Below are 26141 nucleotides of genomic sequence, written 5' to 3' on the forward strand. Positions count from 1 at the left end.
CGGTCGTTCGGGCGCTGGTGGGCCAGCAGAGCGATCTCGGCAGTGTCGTGGCAAGCAAGATCGTGTAAAGCGGGAGGGCTGCCGCCTTTGACTTCGGTCGGGGGCGGCAGCCGACGCGAGGTGTTTCTGACTTGCCCTTCAGTTCATAAGTATTCCGAACTACTTTACATAACAGATACTAACGTCGTCGCTGATATGTTTACAAGGTTTGCGTTTCTTTGGTACCCGAACAATGCTTAATGTGTATCTCCGATGGCCACGCCTGGCCAATTTACCGGGTCGACCTTGTAGCCTCGTTCGCGCAGAAGCGTGATCAGTCCAGATGCACCGGGGAAATGCATCGCGCCCACGACCACGACGGCATGGCCGTCTTTGAGAATTGCATCAAGACGGGGAAGCCACTCGACATTTCGCTCATCAACCATGTGTCTTGTGTAGACCGCCGCGGCGTCCGGCGAACCGAGGGACTCGAGGACCTGCGTGCGAATCGCGTCGTAGTCGCCGGCGTTCAACGCGTCTCGAGTCTGTTCCAGTACCGTCTTCGGATCATGCGCGAGCGCCCATTTGAACCCGCTGACATCGTAACTGGCCGGCACCTTTCTACGCTGCAATTCGACCCAATTTGCATCCTCCAGGACCTCCGGGTTCTGGCGCAATGCGACGGGGGCGATACTGAACAAATAAGCATCCCGCGACGTTGCATTGCGCGGTAACGGGCATATGGTGTAGGCGAGCGCGTTCGACTCGTGTGGTGTCGGTTCTTGGAGCCAGTTCCGCGCCGATGTCTCAGGCAATCCAGCACATGTTGCCCGGTGCAGATAAACGTTGATCTCGGCGTCCGTCAGCGATTTCGCCCAGTCGCGCGCGGCACCAGATTCGGATGCCTTATCGGCCGGCAAAGTCGCAAACCCGCTGTGCTCGATGACGTAGTGGCGAGCTCCGGCAAAGATCGACGGCGCCGGTTGGTTGAGCCCCTCTACTGGTACGTGTATGGAGCCAATAAGTATGCTCGTCTGGCCATTGGGCGCCGTCGCTCGCAATACCGGCACGCTGGTAGGCGCGGCCGCTGCGAAGGTCGAGGCAGCCGCTATGATCGCGGCAACGGTACCGGCTATGGAACTTTTAAACATACCTTTTTTGGAATCTCGTTGCCATACCATGCGCGGGTTTTTCAATTTTCCCGCTATAGCAATCCAGCATCGCGGGCATCTTGCCCAATGTCACGCATCACCTGTATTTCTGTCACCTGAGACAAAATATCCAGGTGGACATGCGCGTCGAGCTTTTGAAGCCGCTCGAGCGCCGGTGTGCCGCCCAACGCGAGCGCTGGCACAAACCCGTACATCGTGGTGTGATCGAGAGGCCCCAACTTTTCTAGCGCGCGCTCGAAAAGCGGAGCTTTTTCGCTATCCAGCAGATCAAACATCTCTTTGCTGGCCGTACTAAAGAAGAGCTGGATGGTTAGATCCGGGCCATCCTCTCGGTACTCCTCCTCATCGAAAGACGGAAAAATCATACCGTACGGTGTGGTGACCTTCAGCGACTGTCCAGTATTCTCACCCCACAGGATCAGCCCGCCAAAAGCTGTACGCGCAATTACGTAATATGCATCGCGCTCCATGAATTGGGTCTCGCCAATCCACGCCTCCAGCTCATCTTCCCATTCGTCCGGATCGACGGTCCACAGCAACCCCTTGCCATAGCCGCACCACCCGTACTCCTGCCAGTAATCCAGAAGTCTATTTGGCAACTTGCCCCGGAATTTCTCGATCTTTTCAGAGGGCACGTCACGTCGGGCTATCGGCGGCCCGAATTCCTGGTACCCCAAGAAATTCCCAATGAACTGATCCATTGCTCTTTCCGCGTTGGTTCCCGCCGCTTCCTCAAACGAAATTACACGTGCGTGCCGGGTCAAAATAGCGCGACCGTCAACAAAGCGCCGAACGCTCCACTGGTTAGTCGATCAGCTTACGACGTCAACGCTCGTGATTTATTCAATATCGCGCTACAGCAATCCAGCGTCTCTCGCATCTTGTGCAATGTCTCGCATAACGTGCAGTTCCGTCACCTGAGACAAAATATCAAGATGGACATGCGCGTCAAGTTTTTGAAGCCGCTCAAGCGCCGGCGTCCCGCCCAGTGCGAGTGCTGGCACGAAACCGTACATCGTAGTGTGATCGACGGGGCCCAACTTTTCTAGTGCACGATCAAACAATGGGGCCTTATCGTTATCCAATAAATCAAACGCTTCTTTCGAGCAGGTGCTGAAAAAGAGTTGCAATGACAAATCCGCCCCCCTTCTTTCGAACTTACTTGCGTCGAAGGACGGGAAGATCATTCCATATGGGGTGATGATTTTTAGCGACTGGCCCGTCTTCGCTCCCCACAGAATCAATTCACCGAAAGCAGTTCGCGCGATCACATAGTACGCATCGCGCTCCATGAATTCCGTCTCGCCAATCCAGGCCTCCAACTCGTCTTCCCATTCATCCGGATCAACGGTCCAGAGCAATCCCTTGGCATAGCCACACCAACCGTAGTTCTGCCAGTATTCCAGAAGCTTGGTCGGCAATGTGCCACGGAATTTTTCAATTTTTTCGGGAGGCACGTCTCGTCTGGCAATGGGGGGCCCAAACCCTTCGAAATCTAGAAAATTCTCCATGAACTGATCCATTGCACTTCCTCACTATTTGCATCGCTTGAGCTTAGCATTCATTTTAGTACCGCCCCGCTCCGTCTCAGGGACTTTTTTCGCGGCCTCGTCAAGCTCAGCTACGCGATCCTTCCACTGCGATCCGATGGACGAGTTCACGCCGCGGTCACCCATCATGTTCACGACGTCCTTGCCACCCGCGATCATGTCCGGGTTATGCAACGCGGCCAATGTCTTCATCCGCTCGGCGGCCATTGCTTCAGCTTGTTCCTTGGCGGCCTTACCAAAGATGCCCTGTTCGTTTAATACGTCTTTGAACTGGTTGGCTAATTCGCGCGAGTACTTTGCCCTCGCCTGTTCCTGGGCGGCACCGGTGCCCGCTCTCCCAATCTCTTGATATCGCGCGCGCCCTTCCAGATACTCCTTCACGCTCAGGTCGTTCAAGCCCTTTTCCTGCTCGAGAAGCTGCCGGTCATACTCCTTCGGGTCACCCTTCGCGTTCTTCTTGAAGCACTTCACCAAGTGCTCTTTCATCCGCTTCAGCTTGACCTTCAGGCCGTCTTTGCCTTTCTCGCCCGCCTCGGCCTCCTCTTTCAACTTCCTGAGTCGTTCCGCTTCCGCCTGGGCTTTCTTGGCCTCTTCGGCCTCCTTCGCCAACTTGGCCGCCTTCGCAGCCTCTTCAGCCTCTTTCGCCACCTTGGCCGCTTTGGCTGCCTCTTCTGCTACATGCGCCCCCTTGGCGAGGCCCACAGCACCTTTGGCAATCTTGCCTGCCGTGGTCACCACTTTCCCGCCTGGGATCATGCTCGCAGCAGATAGGCCGGCCTCGACCATATCCCCCTCGGCCGCATAAATTCCCGCGTCCACTGCCCCAGTCACAACGGAGAGTCCTGGCACAAAACTCGCAACGCCAAGCACGCCGTGTACCCACGGACTCGCCGCGCCCCACCAGCCTTCTTCCTTGGGGGTCTCCGGCTTGACGGGTGGGTTGCCGCTGCCGCTCGGCTTGCCGCCCTCGATCGATGCGCTCGGGACGGACTGGGTCACATAGATGCCCGGGCAATTCCCGCCATTGAGGGTGCACGGATCTCCTTCACGAATGACCGGCTTGCCCGTGATGCGCACCGTGCTCGAGCCCTTTACCGGCTTGACTTCGCCACTCACGGTCCCACTCTTCACGCCGTTGCAGGATCCGGCAGCGTCCCCCGTACAGCTCGGCTGCGTGCTCTGACTGAGCACGTAGGTGGGGGCGCCGTTGAAGCGCACGTTAGGCACCGTGCCCAGGCTGCTCGACAAATCCTCCGTCACCGGGTATGGCAACGGGGGCGTGCTGCTGCCGACCGGTGTTTTGTTGATAGACGGCGCTGTTGAAACGGCTTTGAACGCGCTGTCCTTCCGGGCTCCAAGGTGGTTAGCCATGCCCCCCCCTCTCCCGTTCCGAGATCGCGGACGCCATCACGTCGACGTCGCCGCGCGTGAGCATGCGCAGCTCGAGGGAACGCACGCCTGGTTGCTTGGCCAGCGTCGCTCGCCACACGCACGACACTTCGCGCCGCTCGGGATCGATCAGCACGGTGTCGAGTCGCGCCTCCAACTCTCCTATACTCCCGTTTTCGAACCGTACCAACGCAAACGGAAGATGTCCGGGCAGGTTCAATGTCAATGCGACATTGCCAGTGGCGTCCTTCGTGGAATACGGCGTAGTCGACGCACACAAATTCACCAGCTCGATCTGTTCATCACCGCGCAGCGCATCCACCTGCTGATCTGGCCATGCCGCATTCCAGACGGCAAAATCAAAATCCTTCGGTACCGGCGCGTCGCTTTCGATGAACGCGCGATCGATGGTTCCCACCAGCTTCGCGCGCTCGGGATGCCCTTTCGGCCGGACACCTAGCCCAGCGACGAGTGGCGCCGATTCAGCGAGCTTTCCAACGCGAGCTGAATCGAAATCCCCCAAGGTAATGGGCCGCGCCGAATATTCGATTTGCGGCGCGGCAACCGCGGTGATGCCTGTTGCCTCCAGATACCAGTCGCGTACGAATCCCTGTCCAGAGACGTTGGCTGAGAACGCATCATGGGCGATAGGGGCGCGGGGCGCGTCGGGATGGGCACCGGCCTGCTCCGGGGTCAATCGTTCCTTCTTTGAGACCCGATCGGCCGCCTTGTCGCCCGTCTCAATACGACATTGACCACCGAACGCATGCTCTAAGTTTACCTGAATATTGCGTGCTGACTCCGGAGGCGTTAATTTCCATGCCGGCAGGCCGAAAATGCCCAGAGAGCCAATCTTGACCAGCGCGGCCGCGAAACGCCGCAACCCTGTCCGCTGGACAAAGTGACGCTCACCCGTCACGGTAAGCGTCTTTTCGATCAGGCGTTCACCTTGCGGTGGCGTCTTCTTAGCTCGTTCGACTTCCGCTTTCCACGCCTGGATTTCCTCCAGCGACGCGGGCATTAACGGATTGAGCCCATGCGGCTCCGGCGGCAATGGCGTGGGCGAACCAGGTCGACTCACGGTAAGCCGAACGTCGAATTTAGTCGGTACGCTCCCATCCTCCCGTCTGGGCGGATAAGCCGTCGCGTTAACGATCACGTCGCACCGCGGCTTGTACTGGCACAAGTCCGATTCCTGTCGAACACTGCCCTGCATGTCCAGACCAAAGAACTCGTCTGCCTCGCACAACGGTTGTTGCGCGTCGGAGAAATGGAGGTCGTGCGCGCCGTTCCACGTCAGGGTCTGCCGTAAAACCATGACGTGGAATTCTTGCTCGCGCGCATCAACACCCGCGAAACCCAGCGCGGGAAAGGGAGTGTGGTTGATGAACTCCATCGGATCAATTCACATCCACGTCTTTGCCGTTGATTTCTACCGGACCAGATCCTTCTATGAGCAACTTCACTCCCTTGAGGGTGATGTTGCCGTCCTCGTCCATGCGAAACGTCGACTTGCCGACCGTTACCTCGAAGACCTTACCGGCCTTGATCGAATAGGACTTCCCTACGATCGAAGTCTTGGACAAGCCCACTTCTTCGGCACTGGCCAACCCCGCTGTCGTGTTGACCGCACCGACGACCGTGACCTGATATCCGCCGCCGACTGTCAGTGCTTTTGCGAGTCCTACCGTCTCTGTCGACGTCAGCGCAATCAGGAGGTTCTCCATCCCCTTGATGGTCTCGTTCCGGTTGCCGCCGACCGTCAGCGCCTCATTGTTGCCGACGTGCTCCGTACGATCCACGCCGATCGTGATCGTCTCGTTGTTGTCGACCGTTTCGGTTCGATCATGCTTCACGTGCACCGTTTCGTCATGGTCGACGTTCTTCGTGCGATCGTTGCCGACCCAGTGCGACTCGTCGTGCTCGACCTCGAGGCGTTGATCCTTTTCGGCGTGCAACCAGACTTCCTCCGAGCCTTTCTTATCCTCGAAGCGGATGGCGTTGGCCGTGTTGACGTTCCCGGTCTTTGTCGACCGCGTGAGAATCCCGCTTTGCGTCGCGTTCCCGGGCAAAACCCACGGCGGCATGTTTGCTGAGTTGTAGACGCTCGAGATGATCAGGGGCCTGTCCGGGCAACCGTCGAGGAAAATCACGACCACCTCGTCGCCGATGCGCGGAACCTGGATCATGCCGAACCCGCGCCCGGCCCACGGCTGCCCGACGCGCACCCAGCACGAGCTCCCCTGATCGCGCTTGCCCAACCGGTCCCAGTGAAACTGCACCTTCACGCGACCTAGGTTGTCGGTGTAAATTTCTTCGCCTTGGGGCCCCACGACGACGGCCGTTTGCGGCCCGATGATCGAGGGCCGCTCGATCGTAAACGCCGGGCGATAGGGGATCTTCTTGCGGATGCAGACGAAGCTACTCTGGTACGTCGCACCACCCTCGCTGGCCTGATAGTTGTTCGTTCCGCTGTGCGTGACCGTCGTCAGCAGGAACTGACGATCCTCGGCCTTCGCGGCGCCATGGTCGTAGTGGTCATCGAGCTCGAAGTACTGCCCAGGCGACAACCGCCGGCTCGTACTCGTCCCGATAAAGACCTTGCTGTGCGCGGCGAGCGCTTGCGTCCTGAAACGCGTCAACGCTTCGCCGCGATCGCTGTCCGGGAAGCCGTGCTCGCCCAGGTAGTCGTAAACTTCGTAGGACGGCACTTCGCCCTGATTCACTTCCGTGCCACCCGACACAAACCGCCGCGCGTGCGGCACCTTGTAGTCGAATGTCTTCAATCCGACGCTGCTCGATTCCAGTTGCCGGCTCGCCTGGAACGACGTGACGACTGCCAGGTTGTCGAGCGCTTCGCCTTTCGTATACTGCAGCACGGGGCTGCGGCCTCTGATCGGTTTTGCGGCGATCGAATTGTCCGAGATGACCAGCTTGTGACCGTCTTTCGCATGCTCGAAAAAGTAGAACAGCCCGTCTTCCTGCATGAGCCGTTCAACAAATTCGAGGTCGGTTTCCCGGTACTGCGTGCAGTAGCTGCGGTTCGTCGTTGCTTTGGATAGCCGGAACTCAAACGACGCAATCTTGCCGTACTCACGAAAGACCTTCGCGAGAATGGCCTCGGTGTTTTCCTCCTGAAAGATCCGGATGTCGCGACTGCGCGAGAGCATCCACAGCCAGGGCACGAGTGTCGCGCTGTAAACCGTGAAGCTACCGTCGTGGTCGAGGTGACTGAAGTTCGCGACGTAGCCGTGGAAATACCGTTCTTCCGAGCTCGCCAGCGCGTCGGTGAGCTGTAACGTAATTGTCACTGGCTGGCCGATCAGCTTTTTGAGTTCAATATTCGGGTCTTGAGAAGCAAGCCGAACGTGAAACTCGAAAATTTGAGATAAGCCTTCGGTGCCTTGAAAATCGACCAGCACCAGATCCGACCGCCCTTTCATTGGCGTCTGAATGGTGAACAATCGGTTACTCTGTAGCCCAAAGAAACTCGGAATATCTGACAGTTGCATGGCGCCCTCGGAACCCCGCATAGGAACGGCAGGATATTATTCGTCGGTGGATTTTAAACTGCCTGCCCTGGGAAGGATCAAGTTTTGCGTTTCTTGAACCTTGCATATGGGGACTGAGCTGTATGGAAGGTGAATGGATAACCTGCTGCCCCACTACGAATACGAGGTCGGCCTGCTGTTGCGCGGCATCACGGAATTTGCTCAGCGCTATCCGAAGATCGGCGCGCGGCTCGGGATCGCAAATGGGCAAGGCGATCTGCATGTCGACCGAATGATCCAGACTTTCGCGCTGCTGGCCGCACGGGTCGATGTGAAGCTTGAGGACACCTTTCCGGAATTCACAGAATCGCTACTTGAAGTGCTGTACCCGCAGTATTTGCGGACGATGCCTGCCTGCGCGATCGCACAATTTGACCCGACGGATCTCTTTGGCCAGTTGACGACGCCGCTCGCGATGCCCCGCGGCACCTTGCTCGACGCCAATGCAGCACCGTGCCGGTTTCAAACGACGTACGACGTCAAATTGTCGCCCTTGCGCGTTCACTCGGCGCGCTACGCCCCCGCCACACTGGCGCCCGCCGTCGTCCGGCTACCCGACAAGGTGGCAGGCATCCTCTCGATTACGTTCGCGAGCGCGTCGCCGACCGAAACCTTCGATGACGCGATCCCGCACGGCCCTGTTCGGGTTCATCTCGCCGGCGATCGACCGCGGGTTGCCGCGCTCGCCGATGCGCTGTTGCTGCAGGCAGGAGCCGCGTTCGTCGAAGTCGAGCAAAGTGGTCGGTGGTCGGAATTATCGAGAATCCCGATCGAATCGGTCGGGTTCAAAGAGAATGAACAGCTGTTTCCGAAAGAATCGACCCCGACCTCGGACGCCTACCAAGTTCTGCTCGAGTCCTTCGCTTTCCCCGAGAAGTTCGACTTCATCGACATCGATTTGGGGCGGATGCGGCGCACTGCGCGTGCGCCGACGGCAAAGCGCCTAACGTTGCACGTCGCGATCCAGGACGCGCGGATGCAGGCGGCCTTGACCGACCTCGACGCAAGCGCCTTCCAGCTGTTCTGCACGCCCGTGGTCAACCTGTTCAAGCGCAATGCGACGCCGATCCAGTTGACGGGCACCGACAACGCATACCCCGTAACACCCGAGCCGCTGGAAACCGGCACCCCGCTCGACGTGTACTCAATCGACGCCGTCCATCTGGGCGACCGGGCGGAAGCTGAACAGGAAAAGCGGTCGCCATTGGCCGGGCATACGGCCCGAACTGCCGTGCAGCCATATCGTGCCTTCAGTCATGGGCGGCCGATCGATTCCTCGATCGTCTACTGGACCACGTTTCGCGATCCCCACTCAGCGGCAGGACGGGCGCGCTCGCCGCTCCTGCTCTCGCTGGTTGGGCTGGACGGCAGCGCTGTCCTACCGAAGCGCCCGCAGATCGAGGTCGATGTGACGGCCAGCAACGGCGACCTGCCGTCTCGGTTGCCGATCGGCGCACCGGACAGTGACCTGCTACATGAAGGCGCAGCACTGACCTGCCCCATCCGGCTCCTCACGCGTCCGACTCTGCCCAGCACCTTGCCGCGCGGACACGACTCGCTTTGGCGAGTCGTCGCGGGCATGTCCCTGCACCCGTTTGATCTGACGCAAACCGGACTGAAGGCATTCAAGGACTTTTTGCGGTTGCACGCTCCGCGTGCAAGCATCGTCGCGCAACGCAGCATCGACGCGATCACCCGCCTCGACTACGAGCCTGCGATCAGGTGGATGCCGCTCGACAACCAGTTTCCGTCGTTCGTGCGGGGCATTGAGGTCGTGGTATCGCTCGACGACGCCATGTTGCGCGACGTCACGTTGCACGTACTCGCGAGAACGCTCGACACGCTGTTCGCGCCGTACGCCGCGACGAACAGCTACGTCGAGTTGGTCATTCGCTCGTCGCAGACCGGTCGGGAACTGCGGCGATGTCCTGCGCGTCCCGGAACGCGCCCGTTGATTTAGTCAATGCAGGTAGCCGACGAGAATGCCGGCGCCAGCACCCGCCTGCAAGCCAACGGTCGTGCCGCCCATGAGTAGAATCGCCGGCGCGTGCGCGATGGCAATCTCGGCCAGCCAGGACATTGCGGGATTCGACAACCCCAGCGCCAGCTGCGCGGAATTGATTCCAAGTATCATTGCCGACCCGGCCTTACCGTATCCGATGCCTACGCCGCCGTCGAGGTACACCGTGGCACCCTGGAAATCGGACTCGACGAGTTCAGCGCCATGAAACGCCGGCGCCATGTAGATGAGTCCTGCGCTGTCGAAGGACTTGGCCGAGCCCGCGCCCCCGACCTCACGCCCGGCGATCTTGGGGATCTTGATCTCTGGCAAGGAAAATCGCGGAAGCTTGATCTTCGGGACACGAAGCCCGAATCCAATGCCGACACCCACGCCCCCGTAGTAAAAATCGGTCTCTTTCCCGCCCGGGTCAGCGAGGACGATGGTGCCGCCCGAGGCGACGACGAACTCGATGCTGACGCCGCCCGTGGCACCCGTCTTGTAGCTCCAGTTGCTGGGTCTCAGAATTGACACGGCCGATCCTCTCAGTGCTGTTATTTTTTGGACGGGAGATTCATCAACGCGAAGAGAATGAATCCGATGCCGAATATGGCTGCCATCAGCGTCCAGTTCCACACGGCGCCAATCCTATCGATCGTGGCAGTCCGCGCCGGCGCCTCTGGCTGATACAGCACCGTGACCTTATCGCCGACCTTGGTGCCGTAGATCATCCCGCCCTGCGGGTACGATACGCGTTCACCTGTTTTCGTCACGAATTCGATCTGGGGGTGGCTCCCGCCGGCATTGAGGCTGACCACCTCACCGGGAACCGCGATCGCCGTCTGCAGGAAACCTCGGGTAGACCATCCGATGATCGCCGCGATGATGAGAAAAGCGACGCCAATCGCTATGCCTACAGTAGCCTTGAACATGTGCCCTCTCGATCTCTCTCATTTGCAAGCCGAATCACGCAGGCCTGCTCGAGAAGGATTTTAGCGTACTGCCCTCCGTCGAACGCCTGCTTACGACTCCAGCTAGCGCCCCGCAAGTTGTCACCGGGGTGCAGAGGCCGAGACGAGGGCTACCCCTATGGCCTTCCTGGCAGCCCTCTGGGTCACGGGAGGATCGGTTTTGCCCATCACCAAGCGAGCAAAAGCGCTGGGCACGCTCTCGAGATTTGCCAACATCGTAGCAGAGCGCTTCGCGCCGTCGATCTCGCTTGACGATTGTTCATCGTCGCCCACCAGGGTCGTTCAGTTGTCGCGGCGACGCGCGCGCGGTATTTCGCCGCCCGTGAATTTGATCCGGCAGTCGCTGCGCAGTAACAGCAGCATCAGCAGCTGGGGCTGATTCGCCATCGGACAGGCCGTCTCCGCGGCAGTCTCGAGGCCGAAGAATTCGGCCCACGATGCGTCGGTGAAGGCGACGAGCGCCGCGATCGCCGCCGTCCCACTCTCCAGCACTCGCCAACCGCAATTGCATTCGCCCGAACATGCCTAAACTCTAGGCGTGTAGCAAAATAGGTCTTTCACTCACTGTTCCCTTCATCAGGTCGGATGTCATCACACCGGTTAACTACTGTACTCATGCGATCGAGGATCTGAAGGAAACCGCACGAAACGCCCGCATAGGCGGCCTGACCATCACGGCCGCGCGCATCGAAACGGTGATTCAGATGCTGTCGACGGCACCGAAGTTTCTGCTGCCAAACTGCGCCGAACTGATCGACACTGAGAATGTTCGAGAAACGCACCTCGAACTGTTGCGGCTACCCTACCCGGTGACGGTGTTCGAGGCACCATGGCACAAGGAGAACGCCATTCCAGCTGCGACCGTGGCCGGTGTGAAAGAAAGCCTGTCTACACGCCGGATTGCGCTGTGTTGGGAGATGACCGAAGATCACACACCCGTTCGGGGACTCAGGGAAATACCTCTCTTCCGTGAGCACTATTCGGAAGGTGGTGTTTTCGTCTATCCCATCTACTACTCCGACGACCTGAAAACGTGGAATCCAGGCGCTGGCGGGACATTCGTGCCAAGGGATTTCCGGATACCCGAGGGACACACGCCTACGCGGATGACCCAGATGATGCATGACGTAAAGGAAAGCACGGGGCGACTTCATCGCAACGCGGTGGAGCATTTCGCGGAGCATTTTGTTCTACTTCAGGAAATGTTCGACGTCGTTGTGGCGCAAAGTCATGGCGATGTTGATGCCGCGTTCGCCCGCTTGACCTATGACGCTAACGACGAAGTGCATATGGCAATTCAGGCCTGCGCGGTATTGAATTGCGCAAACGTCGGAACAGTGGACGTGCACCCGAAGCCTGCAATGAACGCGCGACGGCTGGCCACGCGGCGGCCGCCTTTCTTCACGTACAAGGTTTTGCAGGTCGCGGCGGGCAAGCCGCAAGGCGGCGTAAAAGGATCGGGCTCACATGCCGCACCGCGTACGCACCTGAGGCGCGGTCATATACGACGACTGGAGGATCGGGTGACCTGGGTACGCCCAGCCGTCGTGAACGCTGGCAGTGAGCGCGGCGTCGTGGCGAAGGACTATCGCCTTCGCAGCCCCGAATCTGGCGAGCCGGAATAACCGGCGTCCGATCGGAATCGTAAGTGCGCCGCGATCTGATGTCGCGCAAGGCCAGCTCGGTCTACTCGCATCCGCCATGCTCGTCGAGGCCGATGAACACGGGACAACGTTCGCGATGCCTTTCCCTTTCGTATACTGGGGCGGCCGTCCGAGCAACAAACCGATCGACATCCGAGACGGCGAATTGAATTATCTCGCCGCAGCGTATTGATTTACCTCCACACATTTACCGAAACTCATGGAACCTCTAACCCTGCAGTCCCTGCAATGCGAATTGCGCAAACTCGACGCTCAATTGGCTGAAGCCAGGACCGCGGAGAAAAAGGCCGCACTGACCACATTCAAGGAACAGGCCGCCCAGTACGTGATCACCCAGCAGGAAGTGCTGTCGGCGTTGGGTTACATTGAAGCGAAACCGAAGCGCACGCCGGCGAAGTACTACGATCCGTCGTCTGGCCGCAGTTGGTCCGGTCTTGGCCCGCGGCCGAAATGGCTGGTCGGAAAAGACCTCAACGATTATGCGGTCGATCGCGTCCCGCAGCCGTGGTGGCCAGGCGACGACGCGTAATACCGGCAGAGACTGGAAACGATGAGCGCCGTGTAGATCATTGATTTGCAAAGTGAAAATTCTGCGCGCACCAAGCAAATTTCTGAAAAACGCCCAAGGTCAGACTTTACTTCGCAAAACGCACCAACTTTACTTCGGCCGACGATGTACGGCACGTGTGAGATCCGAGCACACCTGGTTTTTTTACGAAAAGATCAATTTTTGAAAGTCGCCGTATATGCCGCGATGGTTTCCTTGGTGCAGGTGACGAAGCGTCGCCATCGAAACTTCAGTTGCCGCCACACGATCTCGATCTTGTTGAGTTCGGGACTGTAGGCGGGCAGATAGAACAGGACAGCTTTGTGATCAATCAGCCAGCGGTCCCGCGTTGCCTCGTCGATACTGTGATGGATGCTCGCGTTATCGAGCACGATCACGGTCGGACTACGATCGTGCGCCGCGAGCAGATAGTCAATGAAGCGCACGACGTTGGGACCTTTGATGCTGCGGGCATGGGCAGCATGGATCATGCGTGTTCGTGCCGTAGTCCAGGGCACCAAGAACACTACGTCGGCAGTGCGTGTTAGGTTCGATCTCGTGAGGCAAACCCCGTGGTGACCAGCTACGCTGAACCGGCGGCGATCCACAAGAACCGGCCTCATCGAGGTAGCGCAGGCGAATGGCGCCTTCGCGGGCGGCCTGCTGCAGCTTCCCGAGTGTGGCCTGTTTCACGGCGAATGCCTCCGGGTCACGCTTTTTTTGAGCGACAGGCGATTGCGCTTGAACGTAAAGCCCTCTCGCTTGAGAGCCACACTCAACGTATCGAGATGCTCGAACGGCAACGGGCCGAATTCCGCCTCGAGGCGCCTGGTGATTTGCTCGCGCGTCAGCGGCTCGGCCGAGGCCATGCGTACGACTGCGGCGATCATCTCGTCGCTCAACGCGCGAGGCCGTCCGCCTTTATGGCCGATCTTGATCAGCAGCCCGATCACGCCCTGCTCGCGCCACGTGTGTGCCCAGTTGTAGACCGACTGGCCGCTCACGCCAAGCTTCGCGGCCACCGTCATCGGACTCAACTTGCCACCCGCGAGCATCAGCAGAGCGGCCGCCCACGTGCGCATATCCTGGTAGGGATGGTTGATCGACAACTGCTGCAAGGTCTGCTCCTCAGCTTCAGCCAGTACAACGACGCACTTCATTCAGCGCTCCAGCGAGTGATTTCGCCGAAGTTAACAAACTTCAATCCCGGCTACCGGCAACTCTTACCTCCTGCTTCGCACGGAGACCACTCAAACGTCCGAGGCCTCACGAGCTGACTGAAGAAGTGGTCGAAGCAGCCACATTCATTATTCTAAAAATTTACCAGTTTATAAAGGAATACTAATGGAAATATGGGCAAAAAGAGGAAGAGAGTATCATCACACCACCATTTCCGGGCAAGGCTCCAAGAACGCGGCTCTTCCACTACTCATCGCATCGATTTTCACTGCTCGAAAATCGACGCTGACGAACGTGCCAATCGATCTGGAGGACGTCCGGGCCGTGATTCGCTCTATCGAGTGGCTCGGTGCGAAAGTGCAATCGGACGGTCGTGTGCTAAGTATCGACGCTTCGATTCTCGAGCGGAGCGACCTGCCGCCGCGTCTAAGCAGTGCATCACGATATTCCCTACTCTTCTTGGGTGGTCTAGTTGGTCGAAACGGAAGCGGCAAAATCGGGCCGCCGGGAGGATGTCAATTCGGCAAGGACCGAGGTTTCGACTTTCACCAACTCGTTCTCGAGCAGTTCGGCTGTGAACTCCGACAAGAAGGCAAGTGGCTGATCGGACGCATAGCTCAGCAAAAGGCAAGCGAAGTGGCGCTTCCGTTTCCTTCCGTGGGAGCAACTCTACAAGCGCTCATATTTCTCACGGCGTCGAACAGAAGTGGCGTTGTACATAATGCAGCGATAGAGCCGGAAATTATCGACGTGGTCGATTTCCTTAACAAGTCCGGATGTGACATCCGTCTTCAAGAAAATCGCTCATTCTCAGTGCACGGATATCCGTCCGAGGGGGTCAGGCACGTAGTGCCAGTAGACCGGATTCATATCGCGACCGTGATGGCTTACTCGGCGATTTCGAACACGTCATCGACAATCCGATGGGAGTCGCCAATCGACCTGCAGTGCCTGACCAACACGTTTTCAGCTCTTGGCATTTCAATACTGTTCGACGACGACGAGCTCAGCATTTCAGTTAACCCCAACACGCCATGTACCCGTTTTGATGTTATAGCAGATGTTTATCCAGGCTTTCCGACGGACGCTCTTCCTTTGGTTGTTGCTGCGACCATCAGGTCGGGCCGCAAAGTGAGGTTTTACGACAAGGTATTCAGAGGCAGAAACAACTATCTTGAAGAGTTCACCAAGCTTGGGGCGAAGGTGACAATCGTTTCAGACCGAGAATTTATTGTCGACGGTGTGGCGACACTGACACCAAGCGATGTGAGCACGAACGACATTCGAGGGAGTACTAGTCTACTACTAGCCGCCATACAGACCGAAAATCTTTCAAGAATCAAAAATGCCCGCCAAATTACTCGTGGCTATGAACGATTGCCGATCGAATTGAGTGACAAAGGCTTCAATGTTCATGTTAAGAACTTCGGGGAAAATCCGGTGCATCGACGCGCCCATCTCCTTTCGACTTGATGCTGCAGTCGAGCAACCTCCTTCGATACTTCGCGGAGTAAGCATTTTGTCAAAGATTCTCGTGTTTGACATTGGAGGCGTAGTCATTTTTCACGACAACGCCAGCCTGCTGAAGCGTCTCGCTTCACGCATGCCACGGCCACCTGATGAGGGCGAACTACTAGCGGTAATCAGACAGAGCGGTATCGGCACCGGCACTTCAACGCTGCTCGACCTTCAGGTCTCGCTGACCCGCGATTTTTCGTGGAAGGGGACGTATGCAGAATTTCTGTCTGATTGGTCTAGTCATTTTTCACCGAATACCTTGATGTTTGAGACCATCCGCTCCGTCGGCGCGACGCACCCCGTTGTTCTCTGCTCAAACACGAATCATGAGCATTGGGCGACTCTGTGCAATCGATATGAAATTCAATCGATTTGTCAAAACTCAGTCCTCTCGTTCGAAGTTGGCGTGGAAAAACCTGACAAGCGGATCTTTGAATATGTGCGGAATATCTACTCAAACGTCCGCGTTGATGACTTTACATTGATCGACGACAACGCTGAGAATGTGCAATCCGCAAAGGAGTTCGGATTTTCCTCGCACCACTATACCGACCACGGAAAATTCTTATCTGATTTGAAAACCTGGGGTCTTTGTAATGAATGTTCTCGGAATTCATGATGGACACACCTCGTCGGCAGCACTGATTCTCGACGGAAAACTCTTCGGCGTAGTGCAGGAAGAACGATATACACGAACGAAGAACCAAGGGGGGTTTCCGGAATATGCGATCGCAGAGTTGCTCGATCTAGCTGGACTGAACTGGTCCAATATCGACGCTACCGCGTTCAGCACACAGACTTTCCGGAACGATGCGATGCATGACCGGAATGAAGTAATGGCAGTATTCAAGGAACTCTTTAGCGGCACTCATTACGCACAGGTCCTCAAAACACCCGACGACAAGATTGATGCGTCGAACGCGAACATGAAGGCGGCGGAGCGGTCGGAGCGACTCCGTACGAAAGGCTATGCGGGGCCAATCGAGTTCATCGATCACCATACATGTCATGCCTCCGCCGCGTACTTCGGCCGTGGTCGGTTCAACCACGAGCGCTGCGCAGTATTGACCTGCGACGGACAAGGAGACGGCGCATCAGGCGCCGTATTCGTCGGCGAAGGACGTACGTTGACGGAGACGTGCCGCATACCTCGCGACGATTCGATTGCGCAGCTCTACAGTTACCTCACTTATCTGCTTGGATTCGTTCCACTTGAGCACGAGTACAAGCTCATGGGACTAGCGCCATACGCGGCCGGTAGCAAGGGCGCCAAAGAGATTAGTCAATTCTTCTCGTCGATGTTTGCTCAGCCTTCTGCCGGCGAGTATGCATGGCGACGAGTGGAGGGGGTACCACCGAGCGAACTCCAGCCCAAGTTCCTCGACGAAAATCTGAAGCGGCGCCGCTTCGATGAATTGGCTGCCGGCTTGCAGATATTCTTTGAAGAATTCGTGACTGAATGGGTGCTGAATGTTACGAGAGCGCTCGGAACCGATTCGCTCGCGGTAGCGGGCGGTGCATTTATGAATGTAAAGCTGAACCAACGCCTAAGCCAACACCCATCGATCGCAGATTTCTACGTCGTTCCATCGTGTGGCGACGAGAGCAACAGCCTTGGAGCAGCATGGGCGCTCTCTTCAAAGATCGGTGTATCTCCCCAAGGTGGGCTACGTGATATCTACTGCGGCCGGCGCTATGCTCCCGACGCATACGAGCGTGCACTCGAGGCACTGACGGATGCCGACGTGACCATAGCTCGACCAGAGGATATTGAAGCCGCAGTGGCAGAACAGCTGGCGGCAGGAAATATCGTGGCTCGCTTTGCGGCAGGTGCCGAGTTCGGCGCGAGGGCGCTTGGCAATCGGTCGATTCTTAGTCGTCCAGATTCGATCGAAAACCTCCAGGAAATCAACTCAGCCATCAAATCACGCGACTTCTGGATGCCCTTCGCTCCATCAGTACTCGACATCGGTGTTAATCAATTGTTGGCTACCAAAGCAGCGCCTCGCTCGCCACATATGATGATCTCCTTTGATACAACCGCTGAGGGCGCGAAGTCGCTTGCCGCTGCAATCCATCCAAAAGACAAGACGGCTCGCGCGCAGATCCTGCGGCGAGACGATAACGAGACCTACTACCGTCTGGTCGAGCGATTCCACGCGCTGACAGGCATTCCGGCCGTGCTGAACACATCGTTCAACATTCACGGCGAGCCGATTGTAGAAACGCCAGAAGATGCCGTTTCGGTTTTCGTCCGATCTGGGCTCCGGACGCTTGCACTGGGGCCCTACTTGCTGACCAAACGCGATCGTCATGGACAACCCAAAAATCCGGCGTAACGTCAATCTTGAGTACGCCAACTCCTATCGGCTTGCCTCGGTCTGCGAAGAACTGCTGCTGCCGCGCTGCGCAGACGACGTAGTTGAAATGCTCGAGCGCGGCGGCCCAGCGTCATTTCCGATTCTCGGCCGTGGATGCAACGTGATTCTGTCTCGAGGACGCTACTCGCGCATGATGAAATTCGGTCGTCAGTTCGGCACTATCACCCGGCTTGACGACCATGTTGTATATGCCGACGCCGGCGCTAGCCTTCGCAGGGTTGGCTTGGCATGTGAGCGCTTCGGACTTGCAGGATTCGAGTTTCTGGGAAACATTCCCGGATCGGTCGGTGGTGGCATAGTGATGAACGCGGGCGCATTTGGAGACGACATTTCTAGCGTCGCCCAGTCGGTCCGAGTTTATTCGATTCAAACCCGACAGGTAATCGAACTTGATCAGTCGGAGTGCGGATGGAGATACCGATCGTCGCGCTTCCAGAACGGCTTGTACGTGGTGCTCGGCGCGTACTTCCGACTGCGTGATGGCGACCCGTGGGAACTACGTATTCGGCGACTGTCGAATCTTGCACTCCGACGAGAGCGTTTTCCCGGTTCAGAACCGAATGCAGGGAGCGTGTTCAAACGACCGTCGCGGGGTCTGAAGATCGGTGAAATGATCGAGTCGCTCGGGTACAAGGGTTTCGCCATTGGCACTGCACAAATCTCGCCCAAGCACGCTGGGTTCATTGTTGTTCGACGTCCCGGACGAGCATACGACATTTGCCAGCTGATCGATTTCATGCAGAGCGAGATGCAGAAACACTTCAATGTCGAGGCGGAAGTAGAGCAGCGAATCCTGTAGCGGCGGAACGAACTTCTTTGTCGAGGGAAGCAATGGGCATTTTTCACAAGTACTCGTCTGTGTCGGCGAGACTAGATCCTCAAGTTCACTGGAATTTCGAGACTACACGTTCGTCCGACATTTCCAGGATCTGGACTTTCCTGAAGGAAAGCCAACCAAAAATTTTCAATGGCCCAGTGCTGATGTCCTACGACGCCACTGGTGACGATCAATTGTTGCAGGTGGACCTACTTCGAACTACTTATGCAGCATTCATGGCATGGAGAGAACTCGACCATCCTGACAGAAGCGCAAAGCTATGCTTTCCAATCGCTGCAATCAGGACATCTGATGGTTTTTATGTACTTGGTACAATGGCGTCGCACACATCGAACGCTGGCTTGACCTACTTCCCGTCCGGGACCTTGAATGATGACGACGTCATGCCGGACGGAACCGTTGCTTTGGAACGTTCCCTGGCCCGCGAGGTGGAAGAAGAAACCGGCTTGACTCGCACGGACTACGAGTTGGTCAACGGGTGGACGCGAATCGAGAACGATGTGCGGTGCGCTTTTTTCAAAGAGGCTCGATTGAAGTGGTCCAGATCCGAAGTTTCGGAAAGAATCACATCGTTCCTCGAATGTCAGACTGACCCGGAACTGTCAACCATCTCGTTTATCAAGGATCCGGCCGACGCCGTGGGGCTCAACTTGCCAGCCGTACAACGCGAGTATTTTGCAAAGATTCTCGTTGCGCAAGAACTTTGACGGCGAGCCACTCGTGGACAGCAACACTCGCAAAAATTTCCACCATGCACGCGGATACGATAGTGAATCACCGTCAGAGCGAACGGCAGGCGTTTTCGTGTGATCCGAAAGAAATGCAGGCCATCCGGTCTGGTGCGCGCTGGGTCATCGAACATACCACCTACTTCGACGGCGATCGCCAAATCTGGCGGGAAGCGGATATCGAAATTTGTTCCGGAGAAATTGTCGGCGTGCGCGCACCCGGCACATCGCGCGCTTCAATCCGACGCAATGCGCGCGGTCATGGAAAAGTGAAAACCGTGCGATCCCACGCTCGAAACCGAAGCGCGTCCAGACGAGGAACGCCCAGCGGTGATCATCCATGAACCTTCACGACGATGGACTCGAATGCGTCGAGAGCCGCAATATAGTCGGAGAGTCGGATCGGGTCGTTACCGTTGTCCTCGTCATACGCTTTTTTGCCGCAAGCAATTTCTGCATTTGTTTTCCGATCTTTCAGTGAGAGAAGTACATCACCATCGAGAAGACGAAGACACGAACAACGACAACGGACCAAAACAATTGCCATCCCGGACTTGAGCGATTTATCGCCTCTGCAAGGTGACTTTTTCTTTTGTATTTTCGACGAACCATGTGTTTTCCGATTCAATCCGAGGTCCCTTTCCGGGAAGCATGCACACAGCAGGCGAACAATTGGAAACTGACCGCAAGCACTGCGGATAGGGCCGTTAGTGCCGCAGCGCTCCCGTCGCCTTTGGTCAACCAAGCAAGAGCCGTGACCACCCCCAGACCTAGCAACATAGACACGCCTTCCTGGAACATTCTGACGACCCATCGAGCAATATTGTCAAAGTCGTTCCTTGCGTGATGGGCGTGACTTGACCTCGATTGACCGAGTGTGAACAGGCCGATGAGAATCCAGACCAAACCAAGCGTCAATGGTCCGCTGCCTTGCGCCACCTGGACGATGTCGATGATCCCGGTGCCGATCTCGCTGTTCTCTGTTCGAACGATTTGAAGCGCCATCTTCGACAGGAATTTGGAGGGAGTTGCAGTCCACCGGATCAGGGGAATTTTCTCGTCCCCGCCTAGAATGTTGTCTACACCAGCGTGTCGTGCCTGCAGAAAAACTTGAATGATGTCTGATAAATGATCGACCAGATGGGGATGCGCTTGCCTGTTCGTCGGTCCAAATATCCAGTGTTGCGTCGAGCTGTTCGCTGATGAACTTATAGATCTTCTGGGGTCGACTGGGCGGACGGGCGTATCCAGACATAGTCAGCCCGCAGGCTTGTTTTACCATATCGAATATCCCAGAGTTCTCTTCCAGCATCCGGAAGAAACGTTGATCGCAAGAGCGTGTCGTCTGGCTCGACGCGCACGCCAATGCCGTTGGTCAGCTCAGCAATCCCTGGTATACCTGAAAAGGTGTTTGTATGTGAATTCCCGACAAGTGCTATCCATTTCGTATTGCCTAGAGCCGCTTGATGTTGGGATATTGTTGAGCTTGCGTAGTAGTTCATCATTTGGCCGCGTGCATTCGGGTAATCGCCCAATAGGTCGCTTACCTTGTAGCTCGCTGTACAGTCAAGTGCTATCACGTTGATGCGATCCCTGCGTGCTCGTTCGATTAGGGTGTGGTATGTATAGGGGCCGTCAGGATCGATACCAACTCCGGCGGACATGTCATCAAGGTAAGCGCGAAGCTTCGGAGACATTATTGCATCCGACGCTCGAAGATAGGCATCAATGTCAGCCTGGTGGACGTCGCTGAGAAGCTGTTCAAGATATAGTGTCTTAACGCCCGCTGACCTTAGGCTTGACATGTTCTCGATCAACAACTTCTTGCTTTCAATTTGCGTGCGTGATTCCCCGAACACGATCCCCTCTTTTTTGCTAAATAACGCATTTAGAATACTTGAGTCAGATTGAATCGGATCGATAGCTAGCGGTAAGGGGTTTGTCAATGCAGTGTCATCGTTGGGCAGCTGTTCAAAAAATTGGACCGCCTCTTCCCGCAGAGCTTCGCGTTGTCGGAAAAATGCCTGCAGCAGGTCTTTTTCTTGCCTACTCGCGCTGAGATCGGCGTACCTTTGATCCAATCCGCGATATTCCATCACCTTCTCGGCCATAGCGTCTCGCCAGCCAGCTCGATCTGGTATTTCATATAGATCGAGTTGCACCTGCCCAAGAGTCGCCTGCGCGTTTTCCCACAGACGAGTGTTGTCCGAGCGGAGGACCGCAGGGTGGCGGGTATCAGGGCGAAGCCAAACGTAATCGTAGTGAAAGTCAATATTGCGGTGTAGGTTACGACCGGGCGAGATGCTCGACTGTGCCAGCCGAGAGCCTTCCTTCACTCGAATGCCGAAGCTGTCCGTGAGTTCCGCCAAACCCGGAATCCCGTGTTTCATGTTGATGTGTGAGGCTCCGGTAAGCGCGATCCACTTACCTCCACCTTTTGCCCAGCGATGCTGGACAATCGTCGCCGCGCCAAAATAGTTCATCATCTTTAGGCGCGTACGAAAGAACTGGTAGTCGAAAAATGGAAAGAATGAACCAAAATAGCTTGCAATGCAGTCGAGCGGACGGATTTCGATGTTGTTGGCGTGTGCGAGGCGAATCAACTCTCGTTTTGTGTATCGCCCGTTTGGATCGAGACCCTCTCCGCTGGAAAGAATATCGGCCCATTGCTCGATGTGCTCTGGCATCGACGCACCCGGTGTTGAAGAATAGCTCTCCAGTTCTGCCCCTGAGAAATCAGCGAAAAATCCCTCAAGGTACAAGGTTACTACACCTAGACGCTTGAACTCTTCAATATTTTCGATGAGTGCCCTCACGGTAGCAATTTTGTCGTGCTCTTCCCCAAAAACAATACCATCCTTGTTTTTGAACAGCGTCTCGAGGACTTGATAATCCGTCGCACTTTCCGAAAGCAAGGGTTCGGCAGTTCGGACTGTTTGCCGGTGGTGTTTAAAGAATGTCGCGGCATCAGTATTGAGTCGCCGTGCGAGCACGATCGCTTCGTGAAATCTAGGGTCAGCGTCTGCACGGCGAAGGCCACCGCGTAAACGCCAGGTACGCGAGGGCCAATGTTCAAACATTGCCATAAAGGTCTCGAATTCGTTTGGGACGCTGTAAACCTCCAGCGGAATTTTCGCGAGCCTCCAATCGCTGCCGGGGAGCAGCCGAAAGGCTCCAGCGGTGTAGGTCATTGTCGGTGCGTTGTCTGACCAGACACCGTACAGTTGTTGTTTTCCGTGATAGTGGAATTGCTTCAGTGCAACGTACCCTCCGTCGATCTTCACATAGACTTGGTTTCTAACGTCCCAACGTAGTCCGATGCTGTCCGGAGAAGAAAGCTGCCGAGCGTCAATACCGGCCGGACTGATTTCCCGCATTCGCTCGAGCAGATCAGTCGAGAGGTGCCGGGACGTCGGCGGCTCAAATATCCAACGTGAGTCCTCCCATTCAATCGACAGTCCCGGCTTGTCGAGCGCATGCAGGTCGTAGATTTCGTAGCTGCTTCCGTGTCCCTCGATGAAGTTTTCCCTAGCCGGAACGAGTAGGCCATTCATCTCGACAACGGAATAGGCCGATTCAACTGACGACGATTTCGCGGAGCTGCGGACTTCATAGAGATTACCGCTCCCATAGAAGGCAGGATTATTGTTAGGGACTTGCTTGTAGGTGTTGCTGCTTGAGATGGGAGTCGACAGCCGTCGCAATGTATCTTGTTGGGCCATTGAATATACTGCTTCTCCATTTCGATGCGTCGAATGTCGAACGCCCGAAAGAGGCTCGAAATAGTCAGATGGTGGTGCACTCGCGGGTTCCGCAGGGGCATTGCCTCGTGGACCTGTCCTGGCTGCACCGCGCGAGTCGCCGGTTCTTCTCGCCCCGTTAAATGAAAGCTTGCTCCCTTTACCTCCGAGCCCGAATTGAAAGAGAATGTCGAGCCGTTCAGCGATCGTTTCAAAGCGGAACCTGCCGGCATCAAAGCGCAGCCCAATCTTTCGACCATTTTCCGCGGTGATGAAGTAGCGGTTCGCTGCGCCGCCCCATTTCGATATCTTCAGATGGTGTCCCTCAATTTTTAGGTACCTACTTCCATCGGCTGCCGAACGTAGGCCCAACTGATCGGGCAACGTTAGCTGGGCGTCCGTCACTTCCGGCGCATACATGTCAGGCGTCACGCGCCTGCGCAATTGATCGGAGGCACGCGGGGAGGTATCGGCGTTCGCAATCCATCGCCCCTGGCTCCATTCAATTGTGTGAGCATTTGACAGCCTACCGAGGTTCTCCCGGACGGCGGCGTGGAATGCATCGCTATCGAAACCTATGACACCGTCGAAGATTTTGGCGATCCCTGCCTGAACGGCCATGAACGCGACGTTCCCGGTATCCGCTAGCGCGCCGGCCATCCCTGCCACGCGTTCTTCCGGGGTATCACCGTTGATGGCTGCGTCCATGTGCAACCCAAGACTCACAAATGGCGTTACGGGATTCGGCAGTATTGTATTGAAGGCATCCGAATAGAGAATTGCGCGGTCGCGGTCCACTTCAGAATCAGACTTGACAGCGATATCGAGATCGCTGAAAGATCGGGCCTTCTGTCGTTCTGCCATTGCGCGGAAAACGCCTCTTTCGGTGATGATTGTTTTTCGGCTGAATATGTTTCGGAGATAGCTGCCTCGTCGGTCCTCCGCAAACGTTGACAGCCAGGTGTCGACGCCGCTATAGGTTGCACCGTCCTGACGGTCAAACAATGAAAAATGTTGCGCTATGTCGTCGCGGCGATCTGGAATGCGGCAGCCATCTAGGACCCATTGCCGCATTTCATGCTCGTTGGCGAATGAGAAAAGCGCACGACGACTGCGCGGCAAGTAGAGCACTACGTGCTTGCTAAGCGCGTCTTCGAATACGAGCATATCGGTTGCTGCATACCCGTTGATATCGAAGTAGTAGACATCGACGCGCGGTTTGTTATCGAAGTACCGTACGCCACGCAACACGTAGCTTATGTCAATTGAAGACATGTTGTTCGCAGGTGTGGCGAGGTTACTCACGAGGACTACGGCGTTTTGGATTTCTTGAAGATCAATCATGCGCCACACCTGTTGAAGTTGGTGTCGCGCAACTTCATAGAAGTCGATTTCGCGAACGATTTTCATCAATTGCGATGGTCGAATTCGAACCTCGTTCTTACCATCGAAGCGCTCTGCCTCCGTGGACTTAACCGAGTAAATTCCGGAAAGCTGGTCGACGACCCACGGGTGCTCGACGGCACTTGCAGGAAAGTTCGTGAGCAGACTAGTTGTTAGAGCACGCTCCTCTGCCGGTTTGCCAATATGCGCCCATCCCGTTATGGTTCCCGGGTCACTCTGGGCGGAATCAAAGCGCATGAAATAGACCCGATCTGGATCAACGTCGACATCAGTACGGGCTTTGATCTCGGCCTTCAACTTGGAACGTGCTATATCGCGAATATTCGGAAAGACTTCGCTCCATATCTGGAAAAAGCGTCTCAGTATGAGACTGGCATCACGTGGATCCATCGTGGAATTGGCATGTTCGGATCCACGGGTCTTACCATCCTCCGTCGATACGCCGGCTGAACTCTCATGACGCTCGTGTAACGGGAATTCGGGGTTAGGGGCCCAGGGCGCGATTTCGGGGGGCGTCAAGTCAGTCGACGTCGCAGGCGTAAGCTCAGGGAGCACTGTTTTCGATTGCGCTGACAAGTAGGCGTGGGGCGGCGATGTTGCGTCGTGATCGAACGCCCAGCGCGAACCGTTCCACTTGATGGAATGGCACTCACCAAGAAGATCATTGCGATCGAAGATTTCATACAAAGTAGCATTGCTTTTGGCCAACCTTTTTCTGGCCGGTATGAGCATCCCTAGCATTTCGACTACTTCGTACTGTTCTAACGGGTCGCTATTACTTGGATTCATCACCCGGAATCGAGGGCCGGCTTTGGTGTCGACATGCTCAGGCCGGCCATATATGACATTTTGCCGCGGCGGTTCTGCGATCAACTCGAGAATTCCTACTTCGTCTCGATTATGAATCGGAGTATCGTTCTCGATGAGTGGGTGCCATGTTCTCGATAGAGGGTTGATGTACACCGGGCAGTGATCGTCGCTGTTTCCCATAACAGCTGTCCCATAGATTTCTGGATAGCTGAGAAAGCAATCGCTTCCAAGGCACACACGGCGAATTTGCCTCGGAACGCCGAGGATGGTAACGAATGGAGATTCGTCCCGGATTTGCACGTCGAATAAACTGTCGTGGTGCCCGCTCCATCCCTTCATGAAGCGCGCTTTCCCCGTTTCGCTGTCAAGAGTCACCACATCAGACGGGGCGCCGGGGACCATGGCCGAAAAACTATCGTCGCCGCTATAGCGCAGAGGGTACCAGAAGCCATCTTCACCCAATAGCTCAAGCTGCACTGCGCGATGTATCCCGGTATCCATATCGCGCAGCACGATAGAGGATGCTGTCACTGGAGGAGGCGGTGTCGGATCAGTCGAGTTGGGTGTTGGTTGGAACAGTGCAGACTGAATGGTCTGCCACGCCTCGTCGACGTTCAAAGACGTTCCGAATGGTGGCAAACTCGCAGAATCTCGCAGTTCGTTGTCCATCCTCATTCGTTCAGTTCCACTTGTACTGTAGTAGTCGTGGAGGATACTCGCA

At 56.4% G+C, this 26141-nt stretch carries 22 protein-coding genes; 10 read left to right on the forward strand and 12 right to left on the reverse strand.

Going from position 1 to position 26141, the window contains the following annotated elements; genetic code table 11:
* Positions 1-236: 236 nt before the first annotated feature.
* From WS49_RS22145 to WS49_RS22170, 6 genes are all read right to left on the reverse strand, one after another.
* Complete coding sequence (locus tag WS49_RS22145; RefSeq protein ID WP_059533320.1) at positions 237-1130, reverse strand: TraB/GumN family protein; 894 nt, start codon at positions 1128-1130, stop codon at positions 237-239.
* Between the two features lie 53 nt (positions 1131-1183).
* Positions 1184-1852 carry a GAD-like domain-containing protein gene (locus tag WS49_RS22150; protein WP_059533322.1) on the reverse strand — a complete coding sequence of 223 codons (669 nt, stop codon included), beginning with the start codon at positions 1850-1852 and terminating at the stop codon, positions 1184-1186.
* 153 nt (positions 1853-2005) lie between these two features.
* Positions 2006-2674, reverse strand: coding sequence for a GAD-like domain-containing protein (locus tag WS49_RS22155; RefSeq protein WP_059533324.1), 669 nt, complete (start codon positions 2672-2674; stop codon positions 2006-2008).
* A 12-nt stretch (positions 2675-2686) separates the two neighbouring features.
* Positions 2687-4072, reverse strand: a complete 1386-nt coding sequence (locus tag WS49_RS32845) for a polymorphic toxin type 15 domain-containing protein (protein WP_082721923.1) — start codon at positions 4070-4072, stop codon at positions 2687-2689.
* Entirely contained in the window at positions 4065-5486 is a 1422-nt protein-coding gene (locus WS49_RS22165) for a DUF2169 family type VI secretion system accessory protein (protein ID WP_059533326.1), read from the reverse strand. Before WS49_RS22165 ends, WS49_RS32845 begins: the two co-directional genes overlap by 8 nt.
* Before the next feature lie 4 nt (positions 5487-5490).
* On the reverse strand, positions 5491-7602 hold the full coding sequence (locus WS49_RS22170) for a type VI secretion system Vgr family protein (RefSeq protein WP_059533360.1): 2112 nt from the start codon (positions 7600-7602) through the stop codon (positions 5491-5493).
* A gap of 133 nt (positions 7603-7735) precedes the next feature.
* On the opposite strand from WS49_RS22170, the gene tssF reads away from it, so the two are divergent.
* The gene (gene tssF, locus WS49_RS22175; RefSeq protein WP_059533328.1) at positions 7736-9601 is read left to right on the forward strand and encodes a type VI secretion system baseplate subunit TssF; all 1866 of its coding nucleotides are present in this window, start codon (positions 7736-7738) and stop codon (positions 9599-9601) included.
* Here tssF and WS49_RS22180 read toward each other — a convergent pair whose 3' ends face one another.
* Together WS49_RS22180 and WS49_RS22185 are read right to left on the reverse strand one after the other, a co-directional pair.
* Complete coding sequence (locus WS49_RS22180; RefSeq protein WP_059533330.1) at positions 9602-10174, reverse strand: hypothetical protein; 573 nt, start codon at positions 10172-10174, stop codon at positions 9602-9604.
* Positions 10175-10194: 20 nt separating this feature from the next.
* Complete coding sequence (locus WS49_RS22185; protein WP_059533333.1) at positions 10195-10572, reverse strand: DUF3592 domain-containing protein; 378 nt, start codon at positions 10570-10572, stop codon at positions 10195-10197.
* A gap of 157 nt (positions 10573-10729) precedes the next feature.
* On the opposite strand from WS49_RS22185, the gene WS49_RS35240 reads away from it, so the two are divergent.
* From WS49_RS35240 to WS49_RS22200, 3 genes are all read left to right on the forward strand, one after another.
* Positions 10730-10990: a hypothetical protein gene (locus tag WS49_RS35240; protein ID WP_156437152.1), complete on the forward strand. Its 261-nt coding sequence runs from the start codon at positions 10730-10732 to the stop codon at positions 10988-10990.
* A gap of 325 nt (positions 10991-11315) precedes the next feature.
* Entirely contained in the window at positions 11316-12236 is a 921-nt protein-coding gene (locus tag WS49_RS22195) for a hypothetical protein (RefSeq protein ID WP_059533337.1), read from the forward strand.
* A gap of 238 nt (positions 12237-12474) precedes the next feature.
* Positions 12475-12804 (forward strand): H-NS histone family protein, encoded by a 330-nt coding sequence (locus tag WS49_RS22200; protein ID WP_059533339.1) that lies wholly within the window; start codon positions 12475-12477, stop codon positions 12802-12804.
* 194 nt (positions 12805-12998) lie between these two features.
* Here WS49_RS22200 and WS49_RS22205 read toward each other — a convergent pair whose 3' ends face one another.
* Both WS49_RS22205 and WS49_RS22210 read right to left on the reverse strand, forming a co-directional pair.
* The gene (locus WS49_RS22205; protein WP_156437154.1) at positions 12999-13445 is read right to left on the reverse strand and encodes a transposase; all 447 of its coding nucleotides are present in this window, start codon (positions 13443-13445) and stop codon (positions 12999-13001) included.
* A gap of 66 nt (positions 13446-13511) precedes the next feature.
* Positions 13512-13982: a helix-turn-helix domain-containing protein gene (locus tag WS49_RS22210; protein ID WP_059533341.1), complete on the reverse strand. Its 471-nt coding sequence runs from the start codon at positions 13980-13982 to the stop codon at positions 13512-13514.
* A gap of 184 nt (positions 13983-14166) precedes the next feature.
* Between WS49_RS22210 and WS49_RS33990 the strand changes: the two genes are divergently transcribed.
* The 6 genes from WS49_RS33990 to WS49_RS34005 all read left to right on the forward strand — a co-directional run bounded on the left by WS49_RS33990 (position 14167) and on the right by WS49_RS34005 (position 19810).
* Positions 14167-15474, forward strand: coding sequence for a UDP-N-acetylglucosamine 1-carboxyvinyltransferase (locus tag WS49_RS33990; RefSeq protein WP_082721925.1), 1308 nt, complete (start codon positions 14167-14169; stop codon positions 15472-15474).
* 46 nt (positions 15475-15520) lie between these two features.
* Positions 15521-16138 (forward strand): HAD family hydrolase, encoded by a 618-nt coding sequence (locus WS49_RS36150; protein WP_257127668.1) that lies wholly within the window; start codon positions 15521-15523, stop codon positions 16136-16138.
* Positions 16116-17858 carry a carbamoyltransferase C-terminal domain-containing protein gene (locus WS49_RS34000; RefSeq protein WP_082721926.1) on the forward strand — a complete coding sequence of 581 codons (1743 nt, stop codon included), beginning with the start codon at positions 16116-16118 and terminating at the stop codon, positions 17856-17858. Before WS49_RS36150 ends, WS49_RS34000 begins: the two co-directional genes overlap by 23 nt.
* Positions 17833-18699, forward strand: a complete 867-nt coding sequence (murB, locus tag WS49_RS22220) for a UDP-N-acetylmuramate dehydrogenase (protein ID WP_059533343.1) — start codon at positions 17833-17835, stop codon at positions 18697-18699. The genes WS49_RS34000 and murB overlap by 26 nt, the downstream gene beginning before the upstream one ends.
* Before the next feature lie 32 nt (positions 18700-18731).
* Positions 18732-19445 carry an NUDIX hydrolase gene (locus WS49_RS22225; protein WP_059533345.1) on the forward strand — a complete coding sequence of 238 codons (714 nt, stop codon included), beginning with the start codon at positions 18732-18734 and terminating at the stop codon, positions 19443-19445.
* 62 nt (positions 19446-19507) lie between these two features.
* Positions 19508-19810, forward strand: a complete 303-nt coding sequence (locus WS49_RS34005; RefSeq protein WP_257127669.1) for a hypothetical protein — start codon at positions 19508-19510, stop codon at positions 19808-19810.
* Between the two features lie 280 nt (positions 19811-20090).
* Here the strand turns inward: WS49_RS34005 and WS49_RS22230 are convergent, their stop codons facing one another.
* A complete protein-coding gene (locus WS49_RS22230) occupies positions 20091-20471 on the reverse strand; it encodes a hypothetical protein (protein ID WP_059533346.1) in 381 nt (126 codons plus the stop codon).
* Between the two features lie 203 nt (positions 20472-20674).
* A complete protein-coding gene (locus WS49_RS22235; RefSeq protein WP_156441432.1) occupies positions 20675-26089 on the reverse strand; it encodes a membrane-targeted effector domain-containing toxin in 5415 nt (1804 codons plus the stop codon).
* Between the last annotated feature and the right edge of the window lie 52 nt (positions 26090-26141).

This window comes from Burkholderia sp. RF7-non_BP4, from assembly GCF_001521935.1.
GTDB classification, from domain to species: Bacteria; Pseudomonadota; Gammaproteobacteria; order Burkholderiales; family Burkholderiaceae; genus Burkholderia; species Burkholderia diffusa.

What these genes read in the sequence shown, in the direction of transcription:
- WS49_RS22145 (WP_059533320.1), bottom strand. Translation starts at nt 1,130, where the DNA reads ATGTTTAAAAGTTCCATAGCCGGTACCGTTGCCGCGATCATAGCGGCT.
- WS49_RS22150 (WP_059533322.1), bottom strand. Translation starts at nt 1,852, where the DNA reads ATGGATCAGTTCATTGGGAATTTCTTGGGGTACCAGGAATTCGGGCCG.
- WS49_RS22155 (WP_059533324.1), bottom strand. Translation starts at nt 2,674, where the DNA reads ATGGATCAGTTCATGGAGAATTTTCTAGATTTCGAAGGGTTTGGGCCC.
- WS49_RS32845 (WP_082721923.1), bottom strand. Translation starts at nt 4,072, where the DNA reads ATGGCTAACCACCTTGGAGCCCGGAAGGACAGCGCGTTCAAAGCCGTT.
- WS49_RS22165 (WP_059533326.1), bottom strand. Translation starts at nt 5,486, where the DNA reads ATGGAGTTCATCAACCACACTCCCTTTCCCGCGCTGGGTTTCGCGGGT.
- WS49_RS22170 (WP_059533360.1), bottom strand. Translation starts at nt 7,602, where the DNA reads ATGCAACTGTCAGATATTCCGAGTTTCTTTGGGCTACAGAGTAACCGA.
- tssF (WP_059533328.1), top strand. Translation starts at nt 7,736, where the DNA reads ATGGATAACCTGCTGCCCCACTACGAATACGAGGTCGGCCTGCTGTTG.
- WS49_RS22185 (WP_059533333.1), bottom strand. Translation starts at nt 10,572, where the DNA reads ATGTTCAAGGCTACTGTAGGCATAGCGATTGGCGTCGCTTTTCTCATC.
- WS49_RS35240 (WP_156437152.1), top strand. Translation starts at nt 10,730, where the DNA reads ATGGCCTTCCTGGCAGCCCTCTGGGTCACGGGAGGATCGGTTTTGCCC.
- WS49_RS22195 (WP_059533337.1), top strand. Translation starts at nt 11,316, where the DNA reads ATGCTGTCGACGGCACCGAAGTTTCTGCTGCCAAACTGCGCCGAACTG.
- WS49_RS22200 (WP_059533339.1), top strand. Translation starts at nt 12,475, where the DNA reads ATGGAACCTCTAACCCTGCAGTCCCTGCAATGCGAATTGCGCAAACTC.
- WS49_RS22205 (WP_156437154.1), bottom strand. Translation starts at nt 13,445, where the DNA reads ATGAGGCCGGTTCTTGTGGATCGCCGCCGGTTCAGCGTAGCTGGTCAC.
- WS49_RS22210 (WP_059533341.1), bottom strand. Translation starts at nt 13,982, where the DNA reads ATGAAGTGCGTCGTTGTACTGGCTGAAGCTGAGGAGCAGACCTTGCAG.
- WS49_RS33990 (WP_082721925.1), top strand. Translation starts at nt 14,167, where the DNA reads ATGGAAATATGGGCAAAAAGAGGAAGAGAGTATCATCACACCACCATT.
- WS49_RS34000 (WP_082721926.1), top strand. Translation starts at nt 16,116, where the DNA reads ATGAATGTTCTCGGAATTCATGATGGACACACCTCGTCGGCAGCACTG.
- murB (WP_059533343.1), top strand. Translation starts at nt 17,833, where the DNA reads ATGGACAACCCAAAAATCCGGCGTAACGTCAATCTTGAGTACGCCAAC.
- WS49_RS22225 (WP_059533345.1), top strand. Translation starts at nt 18,732, where the DNA reads ATGGGCATTTTTCACAAGTACTCGTCTGTGTCGGCGAGACTAGATCCT.
- WS49_RS22230 (WP_059533346.1), bottom strand. Translation starts at nt 20,471, where the DNA reads ATGGCGCTTCAAATCGTTCGAACAGAGAACAGCGAGATCGGCACCGGG.
- WS49_RS22235 (WP_156441432.1), bottom strand. Translation starts at nt 26,089, where the DNA reads ATGGACAACGAACTGCGAGATTCTGCGAGTTTGCCACCATTCGGAACG.